Below are 17,605 nucleotides of genomic sequence, written 5' to 3' on the forward strand. Positions count from 1 at the left end.
TCAAATATATTTGAGGGGGATTTTCACATAGCAATATTATTATTGGTTCTTCTCCATAACCGCAAAATAATTCCCTTCGCTATCAGCAAAGTTAAACACTTTACCAGAAGGCATAGTTACCATTTCTCCAACAGTAACATTTTTATTTGTTAAATCTGTATATAATTGATCAAGATTTTCTGAGAAGAACATTAAGGACGGTGTACCAAGATTCAATTCTGGGCTCATTTTAGAAATAACTTCTTTATTATGTAATATAATGCTCGTTTCTGCACCGTTAGTCGGAGCAATTTCAATCCATCTCATTCCTTGTTTGTTATCTTCCTCTGCTACTACATGAAACCCTACCTTTTCCGTCCAAAAATTTACTGCCTCATCTTGATTATTTACATATAACATAATTTGTCCTACTTTATGGATCATTACATTTCCCCCTAATGGTTTTTATATTCTATGTAGCTTTCTACAAATACTATCGTTATTCCTTTTGAGTTGGTATGTACTTCTTTGCAAAATTTATCGACTGACTCATCCCATCCAGTTCATCAAAATAATCATTTCTTTCAATCATGTTATATCCGTCGAATCCAATTTTATCTAATACTTTGAAGAATATATCGAAATCTACTTCACCATTCCCTGCTGCGACTTCTATATACTTAGTTGAACGATCTCTTTTCACTTCTTTACAATCTTTAATATGAGTTTGTACTATATAATCTTTTAATAGTAATAAACCTTCTCCCGGATTTTCATTTACATCACTTATTAAATTTGCTGGGTCAAAGTTAACAGCTAGTCCTTTCGAGTTTGCAGTTTCTAAAAATCGTTTTAATACTATTGCTTTTTCAGATCCCGTCTCAATGGCGAAGAATCCTCCAAATTTGAACGCTAATTCCCCTATCTCATAACAAACCCGTACCATTTTATCATAGTAGGCACTTTTTTCATCATCTGGAACTTTCCCAATATGAGCTGTTATGATCTTTGCCCCAAGCCCCAAACCTCTGTCAGTAATATATTTAAACTGATCTATTGCACTCTCAGCTTCTATTACCATAATTCCATTTTCTCCAAAACTAATTGCTAATGATGGAATCTTTATTCCATTAAAAGATAAGCTTTTCTTTAAAGCATTCCATTCTACCATTGAGATATTAGCTAAGTTAAAGTTTTTATTCATAGCATATAATTGAATATATTCTAAATCCCATTCCCTTGCTTTTTGTATTCCTTCGTTTACTTCAATATGTTTCGTATTTAAAAACATTCCTAATTTCCTATCCATATATGTACCTTCTTTTTATTATTTCGTGTCAGTTTAATATTCGACTTTTTTTATATTATTTCCTCGTATAAACCAAATAAATAAACTACCCTTTTTTCGATACTCCCAGTAGAAGCATATATATGATAGGCACATTAAAAACACTAATACAATTCCCATTATCGCTTGTTTACAAACAAAAAAGACGTAACTACAAATAGTTACGTCTTCCTCATCATTTATCTAGGCTTTTTCTTCCCAGTAAATGCTGGTTTCTTTTTCTTTGGTGCTTTCGGTTTTGTTTCTACAAATGATCCTTTGAACATTTCTTGCTTCGTAAATACGATGCCTAGTTTTTTCGCAAATTGTAGTAATTTGCGCTCTTCTTGCGGTGTTACAAGAGATACAACAGTTCCTTCTTTACCCATACGTCCAGTACGTCCAGAGCGGTGAATATATTGGTCTACTGTGTCTGGTAATTCTAAGTGAATTACATGGGTTAAATCGTCAATATCGATACCGCGTGCTGCAATATCAGTAGCAAGTAAAATTTCTAATTTCCCGCCGCGGAATGCACGCATTGTTGCTTCACGCTCTTGTTTACTTGCTTCTGCATGAAGAGCTGCCGCTTTCATTTTACGGAATTTCAATTTCTCAGTAATTTCATCTAAACGGAATGGGTCGTTTAAGAAAGCAACTGCTTTTACATCGCCCATATGCATAATTCTTCTTACGTAATCATTTTTCTCACGTCGCTCACAAATGATATACGTATGCTCAACTAAGCTTTTTGACTCTGCACGTGTTACACGTACTAAATGTGGCTCAACTGCTAAATCACGTGCCGCATCTTCTGCCACTTTTGTCATTGTCGCCGAGAAGAATACTAATTGACGATCGCGCATCGTTGATTTAATTACATCTTGCACTGCGCCCATCATTTTTTGCTTTACAATTTGATCAAACTCATCAAATACAATTGTTTTTACTTCATGCATTTTTAGCTTTTTCATACGAATTAATTCTAAAATACGGCCTGGTGAACCGACAATTACTCTTGGGTGTTTCTTTAATTTTTCAACTTGGCGCTTAATATCTGCACCACCAATTAAAGATGCACCTGAAATTTCAGTTCCTGCTGTAAACTTTTGAACCTCTTCATGAATTTGCATTACAAGTTCACGTGTTGGCGCTAAAACAACAACTTGTGGCTGTTTTACTTCAGGATTAATTTTATGTAAAAGGGGTAATAAGTACGCTAATGTTTTTCCTGTTCCAGTTGGAGATTCAGCTATAACGTCTTGTCCTTCTAAAATAGTTGGAATCGCTTGTTTTTGAATTTCAGTTAACTCTTTAAAACCAGCCTTCTCCCAAGCTTGTTGTAAAAATGGTTGCATATCTTTTATCATTTGTTTTTCTCCTTTATCTCTATTTTTGAAGAAAATGCTGTATTGTTCGCACCGTTTCTATCATGTGTGAAATAACAGCTATTAAATCATCAACATGGTCTTCTGTAATCGCTTTTTGAAATAGAACCTCTACCTTATTATGATATGAAATCGCTTGCTTATTATATTCGTATGAAACTTTCTGCATAATCATTCTTTCTTTTCCCCATATAGAACGCATTAATGTTTCAATTTCTTCACATTTTACTTCTGGTTGTTCTAACGGGAATGAAAATGCTAGCTTCATCTCACAACCTGGTGTAAACTGAGGCACTTCTAGTATTTCACCAGACAAGTTCTTTGCATCCACAGATAATGAAAATGTTGCTTCTACTAATGGTTCAAACGGTTCTGTTAATTGAAATGAGATATGATATATACGACTTAATGAAGCAAGATCCATCATATCTTTTCGATCTGTTACAAGAATATCTCCATGTAGATCAAAATCATACACAGCACCTTCTACGATTACTTTTAAATTGTCAAAAGCAGTTGGATCAAACATAATTTCCTCCAAAAAACAGGCGCCTTTCGATGGAAAGGCGCCACTTGATGTATATATAGTTTACAGATAAACGAGATGAATTACAACCTTTTAGAATAAACCTACTGCTTTTCCATCTTCATTTACATCCATTTGAAGTGCTGCTGGCTGTTTTGGAAGACCTGGCATTGTTAACATTGTACCTGTTAACGCAACGATAAAGCCTGCACCGATCGATGGTTTTAGCTCACGAATTGTAACGATAAAGTCAGATGGACGACCTAATTTTGTTGCATCGTCAGAAAGAGAGTATTGTGTTTTCGCCATACAAACTGGTAGATTACTCCAACCTTCTCCTTCATATTGAGCTAATTGCTTACGTGCTTTCGGAGCAAATTCAATATCTTTTGCGCCATATACTTTTTGAGCAATTGTACGAATTTTTTCTTCTAATGGTAATTCTAATTCATAAAGTGGTGCGTAGTTGTTTTCACCTTTTTCGATTTCTTTTAGTACTTTTTCAGCAAGGTCAACTCCGCCTTGGCCACCTTTCTCCCAAACTTCTGTTAAGGATACTGCATAGCCACGCTCATTACACCACTCTTGTAAGTATGTAACTTCTGCATCTGTATCTGTAATGAATTTATTAATTGCAATTACGAAAGGCACACCGAAGCTTTGAATTGTTTCAACATGCTTCTGTAAGTTTTCCATACCTTTTGCTAATGCATCTACATTTTCTTCTTTTAATTGATCTTTTGCAACGCCGCCATGCATTTTAAGCGCACGAATCGTCGCAACAATAACAACTGCTTCTGGTTTAATGCCAGCTGCACGAGCTTTAATATCTAAAAACTTCTCAGCACCTAAATCAGCACCGAATCCAGCCTCTGTAATAACATAATCACCTAATTTTGCTGCCATTGTTGTAGCGATAACACTGTTACAACCGTGAGCAATATTCGCAAATGGTCCGCCATGAATAATAGCTGGTGTATTTTCTAACGTTTGTACTAAGTTCGGTTTTAATGCGTCTTTTAATAATAGTGTCAAAGCACCTTCTACACCTAAGTCTTTAACCGTTACAGGTTGATTTGCAAAGTTATAAGCAACTACGATGCGAGATAGACGCGCTTTTAAGTCTTGAATATCTGTTGCAAGGCAGAATACGGCCATAATTTCAGATGCTACTGTAATGTCAAAACCGTCTTCACGTGGTACACCTTGTACAGGTCCACCAAGACCAATTACTACGTTACGAAGGGCACGATCATTTAAGTCAACACAGCGTTTCCAAACGATTTTACGCGTATCAATTCCAAGTGTGTTTCCTTGTTGGATATGATTATCAATAAACGCTGCTAATGCGTTATTGGCAGTTGTGATCGCATGGATATCTCCAGTAAAGTGAAGGTTAATGTCTTCCATTGGTACGACTTGTGAAAAACCGCCACCTGCTGCTCCGCCTTTTAATCCCATCGTTGGTCCAAGAGATGGTTCGCGAAGTGCAATTACTGTTTTCTTACCAATTTTGTTAAAAGCTTGACCTAAACCAACTGTTACTGTTGATTTACCTTCTCCAGCTGGAGTTGGGTTAATCGCTGTTACTAAAACAACTTTACCGTCTTCCTCATCTTGTAAGCGCTTAAAAATATCAAGAGATAACTTACCTTTATAATGCCCGTATGGCTCTAATTCATCTTCTAAAATATTTAAATCAGCTGCAATTTCTTGAATCTTCTTCATACTCGCTTCTTGTGCGATTTCAATATCGGATTTCACTGTTGTAGTAGTTGTCATATACCCTAGTCCCCCTTTAATTGGTTCTGATGATATTGTATCAGTTTTTTGTATTTTCTGCACTTATTTACCTCCTAAAAATTCTTTCATTTCTTTATACGTTTTTTAACATAAATACCCATAAGAATGTTAACGATTGTTGTAACTCTGTAGGTAGTTGACCTAACATCTTCTCATTTACTCCGCGCTTATATACGCCGATGCCATCTATAACTTTAAAACCTTGTTCTTTCGCTAACTGTTCAAATTCCCAAGGCATCATCGTATTACAAACAACATCTTTTCCGTACAAGCGAGGATAACTGTTCTCTCGTGGCTTTGCTGTCGGTCCTAAAATTGCAATACATGCATATCCATCTTTCTTTAACACACGCTTTATTTCATTTAACGCTCGTAATGGCTCTTCCGTCCATTCTAAAGAATTAATTGCCATAATTGATTCAAATTGCTCATTTTCAAATGGTAATGCAGAAAGATCTCCTTTTATAAAAGATAAATTCGGTCCTTCTCCGCGCTCCTTACCTTTTTGAATCATCACTTCCGATAAATCTACTCCCACTGCTTTATAGCCTGCGCTACTTAATTTATATGTACCGTACCCATCACCACAACCAACATCGAGCACTTGTGCTTCTTTCTTCACGTATTGTTCAAAAAACGGAATAATTGTACTCCTACTCCCGCTATCCCACATTTCCTGACTATTTTTATTCCAAAACTCTGCGCTACTATCCCATTTCTTCTCTGCTGATTCATGCCAATTAAATGTTGTCATACATTCCCCTACCTTCACGTATTATCACTCATTTCATTCTACATCATTTTCCAAAATTCCTGTTTTATCCTGCTTGCAGTAAGACACCTACCTCAAAATTCAATGGATGCGGATCAGTTAATGGGAGAGAACTACTCATAAAAATCCAATTGGGGCTGGCTGATAATCAGTCCTAGTGGAAAAAATCCCACACTTTATCTTCAATAGGAGATGGATATGTTAACGATGGAATGCGTATTCTCCAATTTTTGCTTTACTTGGGTTTAACTCATACTCATGCTCTTCTCATTTTGAAAGATACTATAGATACACCCAATTGAAAGAGAGGGATGTACATGCGAAGAAAGAGAAATCATCATTTTAAAAGTGGTGAAAAAAACGAAGAGTATGCAGCTGAAATATCACCAGCTGGCATTCCAATTAGACATAAGCGTAAAGAAATTGCAAATGAGATAGAAGGTACAAATACCGGTGCAATGGTAGGCTATGTCGCTTTATTTCTTTCGTTATTCTCCATTGCTTTTTATCCAGTTACGCTCGGCTCCCTAGCAATTTTAGTTGGCCTATTAGCTGTCAATTTCGGAGCAAGAACACTTGGATATACAGCAATTGGTTTTGGTAGTTTTTCTGTTTTATTCACTTTATTTTATCCGCTTGCTTTGTCAGCGTTTTAAAAAAACACACCAAGTCATACTTGGTGTGTTCATTCATGATACAACATAATATGACCGCATCCACAACAATGTTTCGCTGTAATCTCTTGAAACACTGGATAATTTTCTTCATCTCGATGCTCAATAAATACTTTTTCAAATCGATACATGTTTGGTGCATATGCCCAATCTTGTTTCGTACGTGCATATAACGTTGAGGAAAAAAACTCCTCACCACCACAAACAATACATGTGTTCTTCATCAATACCCCTCCTATGCTTGTCTTACTTCATCTATATGAACATAAGCATAAAAAAAAGACCTTCTATTACTAGAAAGTCTTCTCTGAAACAAAAAGAAATGTACCAAACATTCCTACTCCGCTATATTCTTTTGAAACACCAGCTTCTGTTTTAAATGTTTGCTTTACAGTCATAAAGAATACACCATTTCGTGCATCTGTACTTTCAAATTGTAGTTTTTCTTTTTTACCATCTACATTTTGCGTGCATTCAAAACTACTCTCATTACAATTCAACGCATACTTATCCTGTACATACACTTTAAAATCTGATTCTTTCGGACAAGTTATAAGTAATATTGCCACGAGAATAATACTTATAATACCCACAATTGTATAATATTTCTTCATTTGTACTCCTTTCAAATGACAAGAAAACTTGACTTCATACGCCAAGTTTTCTTAGTCAACAACCCATTGCCACTCTTGTTCTTTCTTATCAAAAATGAGCCAACCTGTTTCTGTTGCTTCCTCTTTCAATTCATCGATATTATCTAACACCTCATCCGTACTTTCATACGAACCAACTACATATACCGGAATTTCAAGACCTCTTCTTGACTCAATCTTCCCTGCTAGATCTATGTAAAGACCATCTTCCATTAGTGGAATCAGTCCCATAATCAATTCTTTTGAAATCGCTGGGAAAATTTTTGATTTTTGGAAGAAAGAAAAACGTTTCTTACCGAAAGCACCGAGTTTATACGGAATGACTTTACTTAACATTCCTACAAAATCAGCAATTCTACGATAATACACTTTGTTGTACCATCCGTCATCATGTGAAAAATAAACAAATCTATTTTTCAACAGCGGAAAGAATGTTCTTGCAAGTGGTTCTTTTTTGTGAGCCAAATATAATAATTCTGCAATTTCTTTCGGCTCTAATTCATCTAAATCGCTTGCATCATCAAAATCTACCCAACAAAATTCATCAAATTCATCAATCTCTGCTTGAATTAACTTATGTATATTTTCTTCCTCAACATATTCAAATAAAGTATGATAATGAAAATCCGTCCATTCAAAGTTGTGCTTCAAAAGCAACACTTGATGAAGCGGTGAAGGGATGTTACTCGCAAACTCTTTAAACGTAATTCCTGATGTAATAAAACAATGACCTCGACGATTACCATTAATATATATCATATTCTTTACTTGGTCAGATCCTCCAGACAAAGCACCTAGCCACCTTCGTTTTATATGTTTCAATTCTATAGCATATTTTAACATGAAAAATTTTAGAAACATAGAAAAAACTTCAAAAACTATTTACAATTTCATGTGTTTTATTACATAGTGATTACAAGAAAAAACGCCTGCTCATAAGCAGGCGTTTTTAAAGGATTTCATCAGGGTTTTGAGGATGATGATTTCCCTCTTTCTTTTCTTCTTTTTGGAACATCGATTGAATTTTATCAATTGTTTGTGGAGCTAATTCAATCATTTTTTCTGCTAAATGTGTCGCATTTTGTAGATGCAGAATATTTACTCCATCTTTATTCACCACAAGAAATGCTACTGGTGTAATCGAAACACCACCCGCGCTACCGCCACCAAATGCAGGGTTACCGTTCGCTCTTTGTCCATCATTCGTTTGGAAATCAGAACCTCCTGCTCCAAAACCGAACGCTACTTTAGAAACAGTTAACACCACACCACCGTCAGCCGTTTGAACAGGCTCTCCAACAATCGTATTTACATCAACCATTTCTTTTAAATTTTCCATTGCTGCTTTCATTAACCCTTGAATTGGATGATCCACCGTTCATAACCTCCTTTGTCATATCTTTCCTAGTTTTTCCGAAAGTTTGTGAACTAAACATAAAATTTTATATTGATTTCAAAAAACTTAAGTTATAATATTTAGAAAAATAAAAAAAGAGGTCGATTCGTTATGATGCGAAAATTAACAAAGAAAGATCATGAACAAGTATTCGCTTATCTAAAAGAAGAAGCAGCCCTTAACTTGTTTATTATTGGAGATATTGAAGCTTTCGGTTATGACACAGATTTTCAAGAATTATGGGGAGTATTTAAAGAGAATGGAACATTAAAATCAATTCTACTCCGATTCCACGATTCATTTATACCCTATAGTAAAGAAGAATTTATTACCACTGATTATGAGGCACTTCTTTCCGCATATAAGCCACTTAAACTCTCTGGTAAGTCAACTATCGTAGAACAATTTGAAACTGCTTCAAATATACAACTAGGTACTAAAAATGAAATGTATTTTTGCGAATGTCTAAATGACAACAACTTACCTAGCACACCAATTCATGAAACAATTAAACTTGCCTCACTAGATGATATAGAGCGAATTATGAAATTACGAAGTGACATCGCTGAATTTCCGACTACCAATGAATCAGAGAAAATATTAAGGCAGGCTATCGAAACAAATACAGGACGCACATACTATATTGAAAAAGATGGCGTGATCATCGCATCCGCCTCTACTTCCGCTGAAAATTCATTATCCGCTATGGTAGTTGGTGTATGTACACACCCGAATTATCGCGGAAATGGTTACGCTTCACTCATATTACAAAAAATGATCCAAGACTTTACGAAAGAAGACCGAACACTTTGTTTATTTTATAACAATCCAGCTGCTGGACGAATTTATAAACGACTAGGATTTAAAGACATTGGAATGTGGACGATGTATCGATAATAAGAGATACTCTATAAACGAAAATAGTTGTAACTTAGCAATAAAAGCTGATTACACAAAAACCCCACACCGTTATTATGAAGAAACTACTTGTAAAGCCATGCCCCTAACTAAAACATGTCATGTATTCAAGCTAATTTTAGATAGATAAACGCCCCAATTGTTGCATCTACTCCATCAATTGGGGCGTTTATCCTCAAATTCTTTCCACTATATTTATGAAACATTTATCACACCTATGTCGCTATTATCTTTACGTGCAAATGCCCTTCTTAATATTACTGCTTCTTATTATACTGTGCTTTAAAATCAATATATTCCTGTTTTGCATCTTGGTTATTGCCTTGGTGACTATCAAAAGATGTATGTATTTGTGATATGTATTTTACTAACTTGCCTTCATCATTTCTTTTCTTATAATTTATTACAATACTTACTTCCAATATCTGCTTTGAACCATTTTTAGAATCAATATGCAATGCGATTGATCCACCACCATATTCATCATATTGTATTTTCAACTTATCATTAATGATACTCTGAAACTCTAATTCAGTTAGTTTGTATCCAACAGTACTAGGCTGATCAAACTTTTTTATATCATCCCCGGGCTTCATCTTTAGTTTCCCTATCCCTTTTAAACGATCTACAATTAAGTTCACATATGAAACATCCAGATTCGATTCCGGACTTTGTACCTGCCCATTTTTATACATAATATTGGTACGATAAACAACTTCTTCTTTATTATCTTTGCTGTCTACTGCTGAAGTAACTTCTTGTGTTGTGTTTCCATATAAACTTTTATCTTTCGTATTATATATTCCTTCCGAAGTTTGATAGATTGTATTTCTATGTTCTCCATCTTCTTTTTGTTCATATGTACTATATATGCCTCTTTGTTCCACAAAAGCATACCCATCATCACTCGCAGACATAACCTTTTTCATGTCACCTTCATCCAAAGCTTTGACAAATGGCTCATATTCTATCTTTTTTTCAAAAAAACTACATGCTTGTAGTAGGCTGATTGTTATTATGATAGTAATCATTTTAGAAACCTTTTTTGTGTTCATTTCATCATCACACTACCCACTCTACATTTTCGATCAGATAACCTTCTAATCACTTTAATCACCTTATATAATTAAATTTTCTTTTAGAAGTTAAAATACTCTCCTGTAAATAATTACTTTTCTATCATCAAAACATACAATACGCACTTTCTTTATGCCTTACGTTTCGATTTACCTTTTTTATTTTTCTTTCGATATCTTGGAGTCTCTCTTTTATGTTGCTCCCATGAAATGTTAAATGACGGAAATTTAAACCTGCAATATGCTAATAGCTGAAATTCAGCTGCACCGATGGCTATCGTATACATTAAAAAGGTCCCTACTACATACATAAATAAATCATCAAACCCATAATCATTATGAAAATATATCAAAATAAGAATAGTTACTGCGTATAGTGTAGCCCACTTCATCATCTTTCCTTTTGTTTTACTAAAGAAAGAAGTAGACCTTTCATCCATACTAAACGCACCTTCACTCGCTTGTTTAAACGTATCAATTGTTGTCAAAATATGAAAAATCACTGCTCCTAAAAGCAATAAACCCACATACATTATTGTAATCCAGTCAATTGAATTATTAGCCATTTTAGTAACAGTCAAAGCAGTAGGAGCTATTGTTGCCATTTGGAATGCATATAATAATACGACAAGAGTTTGTAGGGTTTGTAGGGTTTGTAGGGTTTGTAGGGTTTGAAATTTAAATTGAGCTATCGGAAATGAATAAATAACGAAAAAAATTATTTGTAGGATATATAAGAACACTTCTAACTTAACAATTCCTATATTAAAGAGAAGCATGCAGTAATCCCAACCAGCTGATAAAACAATAGAAAAAATTGTTATTGAACTAAATAGTATTCCTCCAAACATAAATCCTGTAGCATCTTCAGGGCTTAAACGCCCTTTACATGTCATCCTAAACTTATCTAAATCTTCTTCTTTTATATCCCACATCCTGACTCTTCACCCTCTATACAGTTTAAATAATTTTCATTCACTTCAATTCTATTTCACTCTTATTTACTTTTCGATGGGGATTTTGTATTTCGCCTTCAAAATCTCCCACGCATTCTCTCATTCTCTTCCCACGTTATATTAAATGGTGGGCATTTAAATTTATTCTGCCATTTCCCTTTATGCCTTACGTTTTGATTTACTTTTTTTATTTTTCTTTTGATATCTTGGAGTTTCTCTTTTATGTTACTCCCACGTTTTATTAAATGACGGACATTTAAACCTGCAATACGCTAATAGCTGAAATTCAGCTGCACCTATGGCTATCGTATACATTAAAAAGGTCCCTACTACATACATACCTAAAGTATCAAATCCATAATCGTTATGAAAATATAGCAAAATGAGAATAGTTACTGCGTATAATGTAGCCCACTTCATCATCTTTCCTTTTGCTTTACTAAAAAAGGAAGCGGATCTTTCATCCATACTAAATGCACCTTCACTTGCCTGTTTAAACGTATCAATTGTTGTCAAAATATGAAAAATTACTGCTCCTAAAAATAATAATCCTGCATACAGTAATGTAATCTGATCAATTGAATTATTAGCCATTTTAGTACCAATCAAAACTACGAGTAATATTATTGCCATTTGAAATGCATTTAATAATACAACAATTGTTTGTAGCTTTTGAAATTTAAATTGAGCTTTTGGAAATAAATATAAAATGAAAAAAATTACTTGCAGAGCATATAACAACACTTCCAGCTTAACAATTCCTATATTAAGGAGAACCATACAGTAATCCCAATCACCTGATACAATAATAGAAAAAACGGCTATTGAACTATAAAGTATTCCTCCAAACATAAATCCTGTAGCACCCTCAGGACTTAAACGATCATTACATGTCATCCTAAACTTATCTAAATCTTCCTCTTTTATATTCCACATCCTGGCTCTTCACCTTCTATATGTTTCAATTATTTTTCGAGCACTAAAATTCTATTAATATATTATTTATTTTTCGTTTTGGATTTCTTATTTTGTTTTCGAAATCTCCCACGCATTCTCTCATTCTCTTCCCACGTCATATTAAATGATTTAAATTTAAATCTACAGTACACTAAGAGCTGGAATTCAGCTGCTCCTATTGCTACTGCATACATAACAACATTACATATAACATAACCAAACATAGTGTTTAATGAATAATTATTATTTATATAAATCAAAAAAAGAAGAATTAACACATAAATTACAGCACCCTGTATAACATGTCCCTTTGTTTTACTAAAAAACGAAGCGGATTTGTCCTCACTACTAAATGCACCCTCGCTTGCTTGTTTAAATGTATCAACTGTTGTCACAATATGAACAATAATTCCACCTAATACTAATAGCCCTACATAAACACGTATATTGAGATCAATTGAATGCTCTATCATCCCAGAAAGAACAAATAACATGCATCCGATAGTTCCAAGTTGAAATGCATATAATAATATCACGAGCGTTTGTAATTTTTGAAATTTATAACGAGCTTTAGGGAATAAATATAGTATTAAAAACATTACTTGCAAACCATATAACACTAATTCAATCCTAACAATTACCTTATCAAACAAGGTAGTATAATAATCTATTCCTCCTATAAAAATAATAACCATAAATAATGAAGTATAAAATATCGTTCCGAGCATAAATCCCGTCGCACCTTCAGGACTTAAACGCCCTTGACATGTCATTCGAAACTTATCTAAATCTTCTTCTTTTATATTCCACACCTTGACATTTCACCTTCTATACAGTTTAAATAATTTCCATTCACTTCAATTCTATTTCACTCTTATTTACTTTTCGATTTGGATTTTGTATTTCGCTTTCGAATTCTCCCACGCATTCTCTCATTCTCTTCCCATGACATATTAAATGACTTGAATTTAAATCTACAGTACGCCAATAATTGGAATTCTGCCGCTCCGATTGCAACCGCATACATTAATACAGTTCCTACTCCATACATAACAAAAAAATCAATTGAATAATCATTTTGAAAATACATTAAAATAAGTAGTATGAATATATATATTATAGCCCCCTTTATCATAGCTCCTTTTGTCTTACTAAAAAACGAGGTGGATCTTTCATCACTACTAAATGCACCTTCACTTGCTTGTTTAAATGTATCTAGCGTTGCTACAATATGGATAATAACTGCTCCTACAACTAGTAACCCGGTATACATCCTACCAATTGAATTATCAGCCATTTCAGAAACAATCGAAACTACAAATAATATCGTTCCAAGTTGAAACGCATATAGTAATACGATTAGCGTTTGTAACTTTTGAAATGTAAAACATGCTTTCGGAAATAGATATATAATTAAAAATATAATTTGAATACTAAATAACACAATTTCAGTTTTAACAATTGTTCTATCAAAAAAATTGTTGTAGTAATTCAAATCACCTACAAAAATAATAAACATAAATATTGAAATATAAAATATTGTTCCAAGCATAAAACCCGTAGCACCTTCAGGACTTAAACGTCCTTGACATGTTATTCGAAATTTATCTAAATCTTCTTCTTTTATATTCCACACCCTGACATTTCCCCTTCTATACAGTTTAAATAATTTTCGTGCACTAAAATTCTATTACATTCTTAATATTTTTAAGTACATAGATCTTTGTACAATTAAATTCAGATAATCTTTTAGATATACCATTACCACATTAATTACCATAATCATATACTCAGAATGCTTTTTGATAGTTCAAATAGTATCCTTTCTCCTCAAAAGTTCCAAATATTCTTCTCTCTTTCACTTAAGTATAACCGTCTTCTTGTCACCTTCATCCATTGCCTTTATTAGGCTCTCATACTTTATTTTGATTTCCTAAAACTACACGCGCTCAGCAAAACATAACTGTTATCACAGTAACTATTTTTCACTACCCCTTTACTCATATCCTCACAACATTTATCATTCTCAAAATTCAATTAAAATATCTTATTTTTAATTTATATACTCTTTTTCATAATTTACATATTCTTTTTTGGCACTTTGATTATTATCTTCTCTGGTATGATAATATGTTGAAATTTCTTGATTGTGTTTTATAAGCTTATCTTCTTTTTTTTCTTCATAATTTACCGCTATTGTTATTTGTATTATTCTCATTTGATTTTCTTTTGTATCATTAGGCGTATTAAATTCGATCATCAATATTGCAGAATTAAATTTATCATATTTTAAATTTAACTTGTCATTTATGATGCTTTTAAACTGTAACTCAGTTAAATCATAGCTTATTATGCTCGGTTCACTAGATCTTTTTGTATCTTCACTCGGTTTCAATTTACTAAGTTCATTTAATCCTCTAAACATTAATTTTACATATGAAACATTCATAGCTTGATCCTGGGCTACTGAACGGGATTTTTCATTTTTTAAATTTGTACTATAGACCGTTTCTTTTTTGTAATTTTGATTACTACCAACGTTTTTATCATTTTTTATATCAGTAACAACCTTTTGAGTTGTTTTCCCATATAAGTCGTCTTCTTTCACATTATATACTCCATGGGTTGTTTGATATATTATCCTGCTATGTTCACCATCTTCTTTTTCTTCATAAGTACTTTCGCTAGTCTCTTCTTTCACATATGCATATCCATCATCATTCGCAGACATAACCGTCTTCATATCACCTTCATCCAATGCCTTTACTAATCTCTCATACTCTATCTTCGTCTCCCCAAAACCACATCCACTTAATAAATTTGCTACTATTGACAGTACTATCATCATCTTAGCTTTCTTCTTTAACTTCATACTGACACCCTTATTCAATCAAAATAAGCTTTCCTCTTTCCATTTTGGAAGAGGAAAGCTTATTTCCTTTTAAATTTCTTTTTTTCCCTTTATTTCTAACTCTTGTGCTTGTTGTTGCTTTTTATTTTTTTCAATTACTTTTTCAACAAACTCATTCCGCCACATTTTAAACTTAGCTGCGAATTGACCTTCAATTTTATTTCGATACCCTTCAAATTTAACCTCTGCAATATCCGTGTGGTTAAATAATTTATACGTCTCTTCGGTTAAACCCACTGGATGCAACACTCCACCATAATCATAGAATGTGTTTTCATCAAGTAATAAACCTCTCGTAGTGATTACATACTCCACATCTTCCTCTTCTTTAAGACCCAATCTTACAACACTGCCTAAAGGTAATACTTTATCCATATAGTCTTTCATATTAATTCACTGTCCCTTTTAGTACGCTAATTTTCTCTTCTATTTTTTGTCTTTTTTTCTCTAATTGACGGATACGATCAATAAATGCCTCACGTGTTTTTCCTTGTAATGTACTATCAATACTACTCTCTAACCTTCTAATATCTCCCGTTAAAGATGTAGCTGCTTTTTCCAATTGCACTACAACGTTTATAATTTGTTCTCGTCCACCACTAGCTGGAAATGTACTATGAACTCTTGACATTATCGTATGTAAATCCACCTTCATACCCCTCTCTTTTAAATTTATAAACTTGGAGTTTTAATAATATGAAACTGCTCCTAATTCTTCGTCTTTTGCAAACATAGAAAATACCGCTTCTGAAACATCGTCGTTTAATTGTTTTAAATCTTTCGATAACTCCTTCACATCTTTAGCAATTTCACCTAATAAAGAACGGTTTATCCCCCTACTGTTATCATTCATAAAGAGATTTAACAATGAGTGACGATGACTTAATATATGTTCAGATACAATTGCAGCTACATTTGTATCAACTACAAAATCTCCTTTAAACAAATCTAGTAAATCTTGCACGTAAGAAGCTGCAACTTCTTTTGCAATATCTAAAATTTCACTTGTAGCTAAATATACTACAACACTTCCAGCTAAAAAATTTATAGCAGTATTAAATACAGACTCTAATACTTCTAAAACTTTTTCCTTACATTTCGCTAAAGTTGTTTCAATCCATTCTACAGCGATATCTACCGCTCCTTTTATTTCAACTGTAGCCATTATACTAAATTGGATTGCTTCTGCTGTAATTTGAGACTTTAGTCCTTCATACTTTGTATTTAATCTTGAAAAACCTTCTTGAACTTTTTCTCTTAGCTTTTCAAGCTCCTTGCTGCCTTGTACAATGTCCGAGTAACCTAATATTCCACCTATAATACTAGAAATTGGCGTTGCATTTAGTATCAAATTAATTGCAGTTCCAGCTACCTTTTCTTCTTCTATAGAAACTTTTCTATGAAATACATCATGTATAGTTCCTGTGTATATAGCCCCAGCAGATTGAGAAAACTCCATAAATCCTGGGATAATATCCCACCCCGTATCGTTATCACTTGCTAGTTTATCAATCCATATTAGATGTCCATTCTCATCATAATCCTTCAATGTAAAAGCATATGAGTGACCAGCTTGATTCGGAATTTTATACATTCTTCCCGGAAGTGTGAAGTCTGCTGCCTTTATCCCAATATGTAGTGGATCATTCTGATTAATGATATTCCGAACATTTTTCATATCAAACCCATTACCAAATTTATCAACATCTCGCTTTAATACAGGCGCTGGATTTAATGTTAATGTTTCAATATTATCTTCTTGGTGTCTTAACGATACAGTATTAGCTATACCACCACCTAATGAATGCCCTGTTACACTAATTTTGGCAGAAGGGTTATCATGTTTAACCTTCAAATAAAATTCTTCTCCTTGATCATACTGTCTAACTGTAAAATCGTGTTCCAAATTACCTAACATTATTTTATTTGCACCTGTTATATTATGTCCCCCAATTTCACCATCTGTTATTGCATCCGTTGCATCTTCCGTTCCTACATATGTTATTACAATTTCTCCTGTAGACCTATCTTTAAAAGCGTATGCAGCAAATCCTGTATTTTCATCAACTTTATCATCTATAAAATCTGCGTTAAATTTATCCTGTAATGTCTTTTTATTTTTTTGACTTAGTTGGTTATACGGTTCTTTACCAGCTTTAAAGTCATAAATATCCTTTCCAGCTAGCTCCAATTTCCCCCAATCAGAATTTATCTCTCTTACCTCTATATCCTCTATTATTTCTTTATCTTGCTCCACATCCTTACTCAT

General features: G+C 33.5%; 20 protein-coding genes and 2 pseudogenes. 2 read left to right on the plus strand and 20 right to left on the minus strand.

Annotation, left to right across the window (positions count from 1 at the left end):
* Positions 1 to 39: 39 nt before the first annotated feature.
* The 6 genes from ACTFR3_RS06420 to ACTFR3_RS06445 all read right to left on the minus strand — a co-directional run bounded on the left by ACTFR3_RS06420 (position 40) and on the right by ACTFR3_RS06445 (position 5,777).
* Positions 40 to 423, minus strand: coding sequence for a VOC family protein (locus tag ACTFR3_RS06420; RefSeq protein WP_000581478.1), 384 nt, complete (start codon positions 421 to 423; stop codon positions 40 to 42).
* Between the two features lie 55 nt (positions 424 to 478).
* Positions 479 to 1,288, minus strand: coding sequence for a sugar phosphate isomerase/epimerase family protein (locus ACTFR3_RS06425; protein WP_440044279.1), 810 nt, complete (start codon positions 1,286 to 1,288; stop codon positions 479 to 481).
* A 218-nt stretch (positions 1,289 to 1,506) separates the two neighbouring features.
* Entirely contained in the window at positions 1,507 to 2,676 is a 1,170-nt protein-coding gene (locus ACTFR3_RS06430; RefSeq protein WP_440044280.1) for a DEAD/DEAH box helicase, read from the minus strand.
* A gap of 19 nt (positions 2,677 to 2,695) precedes the next feature.
* Positions 2,696 to 3,223: a hypothetical protein gene (locus ACTFR3_RS06435; protein ID WP_000460219.1), complete on the minus strand. Its 528-nt coding sequence runs from the start codon at positions 3,221 to 3,223 to the stop codon at positions 2,696 to 2,698.
* A 90-nt stretch (positions 3,224 to 3,313) separates the two neighbouring features.
* A complete protein-coding gene (locus tag ACTFR3_RS06440; RefSeq protein WP_013141915.1) occupies positions 3,314 to 5,002 on the minus strand; it encodes a formate--tetrahydrofolate ligase in 1,689 nt (562 codons plus the stop codon).
* Positions 5,003 to 5,096: 94 nt separating this feature from the next.
* Positions 5,097 to 5,777, minus strand: coding sequence for a class I SAM-dependent methyltransferase (locus ACTFR3_RS06445; RefSeq protein ID WP_000206577.1), 681 nt, complete (start codon positions 5,775 to 5,777; stop codon positions 5,097 to 5,099).
* 335 nt (positions 5,778 to 6,112) lie between these two features.
* On the opposite strand from ACTFR3_RS06445, the gene ACTFR3_RS06450 reads away from it, so the two are divergent.
* On the plus strand, positions 6,113 to 6,451 hold the full coding sequence (locus tag ACTFR3_RS06450; protein WP_001253200.1) for a hypothetical protein: 339 nt from the start codon (positions 6,113 to 6,115) through the stop codon (positions 6,449 to 6,451).
* 29 nt (positions 6,452 to 6,480) lie between these two features.
* Here the strand turns inward: ACTFR3_RS06450 and ACTFR3_RS06455 are convergent, their stop codons facing one another.
* The 4 genes from ACTFR3_RS06455 to ytfJ form a co-directional block, all read right to left on the minus strand.
* On the minus strand, positions 6,481 to 6,693 hold the full coding sequence (locus ACTFR3_RS06455; RefSeq protein ID WP_000798747.1) for a hypothetical protein: 213 nt from the start codon (positions 6,691 to 6,693) through the stop codon (positions 6,481 to 6,483).
* Between the two features lie 69 nt (positions 6,694 to 6,762).
* Complete coding sequence (locus ACTFR3_RS06460; RefSeq protein ID WP_000761174.1) at positions 6,763 to 7,083, minus strand: hypothetical protein; 321 nt, start codon at positions 7,081 to 7,083, stop codon at positions 6,763 to 6,765.
* A gap of 51 nt (positions 7,084 to 7,134) precedes the next feature.
* Positions 7,135 to 7,911: an oxalate:formate antiporter gene (locus ACTFR3_RS06465; RefSeq protein ID WP_000014087.1), complete on the minus strand. Its 777-nt coding sequence runs from the start codon at positions 7,909 to 7,911 to the stop codon at positions 7,135 to 7,137.
* A gap of 160 nt (positions 7,912 to 8,071) precedes the next feature.
* Complete coding sequence (ytfJ, locus tag ACTFR3_RS06470) at positions 8,072 to 8,497, minus strand: GerW family sporulation protein (protein WP_000349991.1); 426 nt, start codon at positions 8,495 to 8,497, stop codon at positions 8,072 to 8,074.
* A 132-nt stretch (positions 8,498 to 8,629) separates the two neighbouring features.
* Here ytfJ and ACTFR3_RS06475 point away from each other — a divergent pair, with 132 nt between their 5' ends.
* On the plus strand, positions 8,630 to 9,415 hold the full coding sequence (locus ACTFR3_RS06475; RefSeq protein WP_000984754.1) for a GNAT family N-acetyltransferase: 786 nt from the start codon (positions 8,630 to 8,632) through the stop codon (positions 9,413 to 9,415).
* A 278-nt stretch (positions 9,416 to 9,693) separates the two neighbouring features.
* Here ACTFR3_RS06475 and ACTFR3_RS06480 read toward each other — a convergent pair whose 3' ends face one another.
* The 10 genes and pseudogenes from ACTFR3_RS06480 to ACTFR3_RS06525 all read right to left on the minus strand — a co-directional run bounded on the left by ACTFR3_RS06480 (position 9,694) and on the right by ACTFR3_RS06525 (position 17,605).
* Positions 9,694 to 10,467 (minus strand): DUF3952 domain-containing protein, encoded by a 774-nt coding sequence (locus ACTFR3_RS06480; RefSeq protein WP_440044281.1) that lies wholly within the window; start codon positions 10,465 to 10,467, stop codon positions 9,694 to 9,696.
* Between the two features lie 176 nt (positions 10,468 to 10,643).
* A complete protein-coding gene (locus ACTFR3_RS06485; RefSeq protein WP_440044282.1) occupies positions 10,644 to 11,447 on the minus strand; it encodes a hypothetical protein in 804 nt (267 codons plus the stop codon).
* Positions 11,448 to 11,627: 180 nt separating this feature from the next.
* A pseudogene (locus ACTFR3_RS06490) lies at positions 11,628 to 12,404 on the minus strand (hypothetical protein).
* A gap of 62 nt (positions 12,405 to 12,466) precedes the next feature.
* Complete coding sequence (locus tag ACTFR3_RS06495) at positions 12,467 to 13,237, minus strand: hypothetical protein (RefSeq protein WP_440044284.1); 771 nt, start codon at positions 13,235 to 13,237, stop codon at positions 12,467 to 12,469.
* A gap of 62 nt (positions 13,238 to 13,299) precedes the next feature.
* Positions 13,300 to 14,061: a hypothetical protein gene (locus tag ACTFR3_RS06500; RefSeq protein WP_440044286.1), complete on the minus strand. Its 762-nt coding sequence runs from the start codon at positions 14,059 to 14,061 to the stop codon at positions 13,300 to 13,302.
* A 231-nt stretch (positions 14,062 to 14,292) separates the two neighbouring features.
* Positions 14,293 to 14,429, minus strand: a pseudogene (locus tag ACTFR3_RS06505) (DUF3952 domain-containing protein); the annotation flags it as partial.
* A gap of 49 nt (positions 14,430 to 14,478) precedes the next feature.
* Positions 14,479 to 15,273 (minus strand): DUF3952 domain-containing protein, encoded by a 795-nt coding sequence (locus ACTFR3_RS06510; protein WP_440044381.1) that lies wholly within the window; start codon positions 15,271 to 15,273, stop codon positions 14,479 to 14,481.
* Positions 15,274 to 15,366: 93 nt separating this feature from the next.
* On the minus strand, positions 15,367 to 15,723 hold the full coding sequence (locus ACTFR3_RS06515; protein ID WP_000656384.1) for a DUF4176 domain-containing protein: 357 nt from the start codon (positions 15,721 to 15,723) through the stop codon (positions 15,367 to 15,369).
* Between the two features lies 1 nt (position 15,724).
* On the minus strand, positions 15,725 to 15,985 hold the full coding sequence (locus ACTFR3_RS06520) for a hypothetical protein (RefSeq protein ID WP_025687481.1): 261 nt from the start codon (positions 15,983 to 15,985) through the stop codon (positions 15,725 to 15,727).
* Positions 15,986 to 16,024: 39 nt separating this feature from the next.
* On the minus strand, positions 16,025 to 17,605 hold the full coding sequence (locus ACTFR3_RS06525) for a lipase family protein (protein WP_440044287.1): 1,581 nt from the start codon (positions 17,603 to 17,605) through the stop codon (positions 16,025 to 16,027).

The sequence above is a fragment of the Bacillus cereus group sp. MYBK14-1 genome (genome assembly GCF_051916885.1).
GTDB classification, from domain to species: Bacteria; Bacillota; Bacilli; order Bacillales; family Bacillaceae_G; genus Bacillus_A; species Bacillus_A cereus.

Bases quoted from the DNA above. Each gene is read 5' to 3' on its own strand.
- ACTFR3_RS06425 (WP_440044279.1), bottom strand. From the start codon at position 1,288: ATGGATAGGAAATTAGGAATGTTTTTAAATACGAAACATATTGAAGTA.
- ACTFR3_RS06525 (WP_440044287.1), bottom strand. From the start codon at position 17,605: ATGAGTAAGGATGTGGAGCAAGATAAAGAAATAATAGAGGATATAGAG.
- ACTFR3_RS06430 (WP_440044280.1), bottom strand. From the start codon at position 2,676: ATGATAAAAGATATGCAACCATTTTTACAACAAGCTTGGGAGAAGGCT.
- ACTFR3_RS06485 (WP_440044282.1), bottom strand. From the start codon at position 11,447: ATGTGGGATATAAAAGAAGAAGATTTAGATAAGTTTAGGATGACATGT.
- ACTFR3_RS06450 (WP_001253200.1), top strand. From the start codon at position 6,113: ATGCGAAGAAAGAGAAATCATCATTTTAAAAGTGGTGAAAAAAACGAA.
- ACTFR3_RS06475 (WP_000984754.1), top strand. From the start codon at position 8,630: ATGATGCGAAAATTAACAAAGAAAGATCATGAACAAGTATTCGCTTAT.
- ACTFR3_RS06435 (WP_000460219.1), bottom strand. From the start codon at position 3,223: ATGTTTGATCCAACTGCTTTTGACAATTTAAAAGTAATCGTAGAAGGT.
- ACTFR3_RS06480 (WP_440044281.1), bottom strand. From the start codon at position 10,467: ATGATTACTATCATAATAACAATCAGCCTACTACAAGCATGTAGTTTT.
- ACTFR3_RS06515 (WP_000656384.1), bottom strand. From the start codon at position 15,723: ATGAAAGACTATATGGATAAAGTATTACCTTTAGGCAGTGTTGTAAGA.
- ACTFR3_RS06445 (WP_000206577.1), bottom strand. From the start codon at position 5,777: ATGACAACATTTAATTGGCATGAATCAGCAGAGAAGAAATGGGATAGT.
- ACTFR3_RS06455 (WP_000798747.1), bottom strand. From the start codon at position 6,693: ATGAAGAACACATGTATTGTTTGTGGTGGTGAGGAGTTTTTTTCCTCA.
- ACTFR3_RS06510 (WP_440044381.1), bottom strand. From the start codon at position 15,273: ATGATGATAGTACTGTCAATAGTAGCAAATTTATTAAGTGGATGTGGT.
- ACTFR3_RS06460 (WP_000761174.1), bottom strand. From the start codon at position 7,083: ATGAAGAAATATTATACAATTGTGGGTATTATAAGTATTATTCTCGTG.
- ACTFR3_RS06420 (WP_000581478.1), bottom strand. From the start codon at position 423: ATGATCCATAAAGTAGGACAAATTATGTTATATGTAAATAATCAAGAT.
- ACTFR3_RS06440 (WP_013141915.1), bottom strand. From the start codon at position 5,002: ATGACAACTACTACAACAGTGAAATCCGATATTGAAATCGCACAAGAA.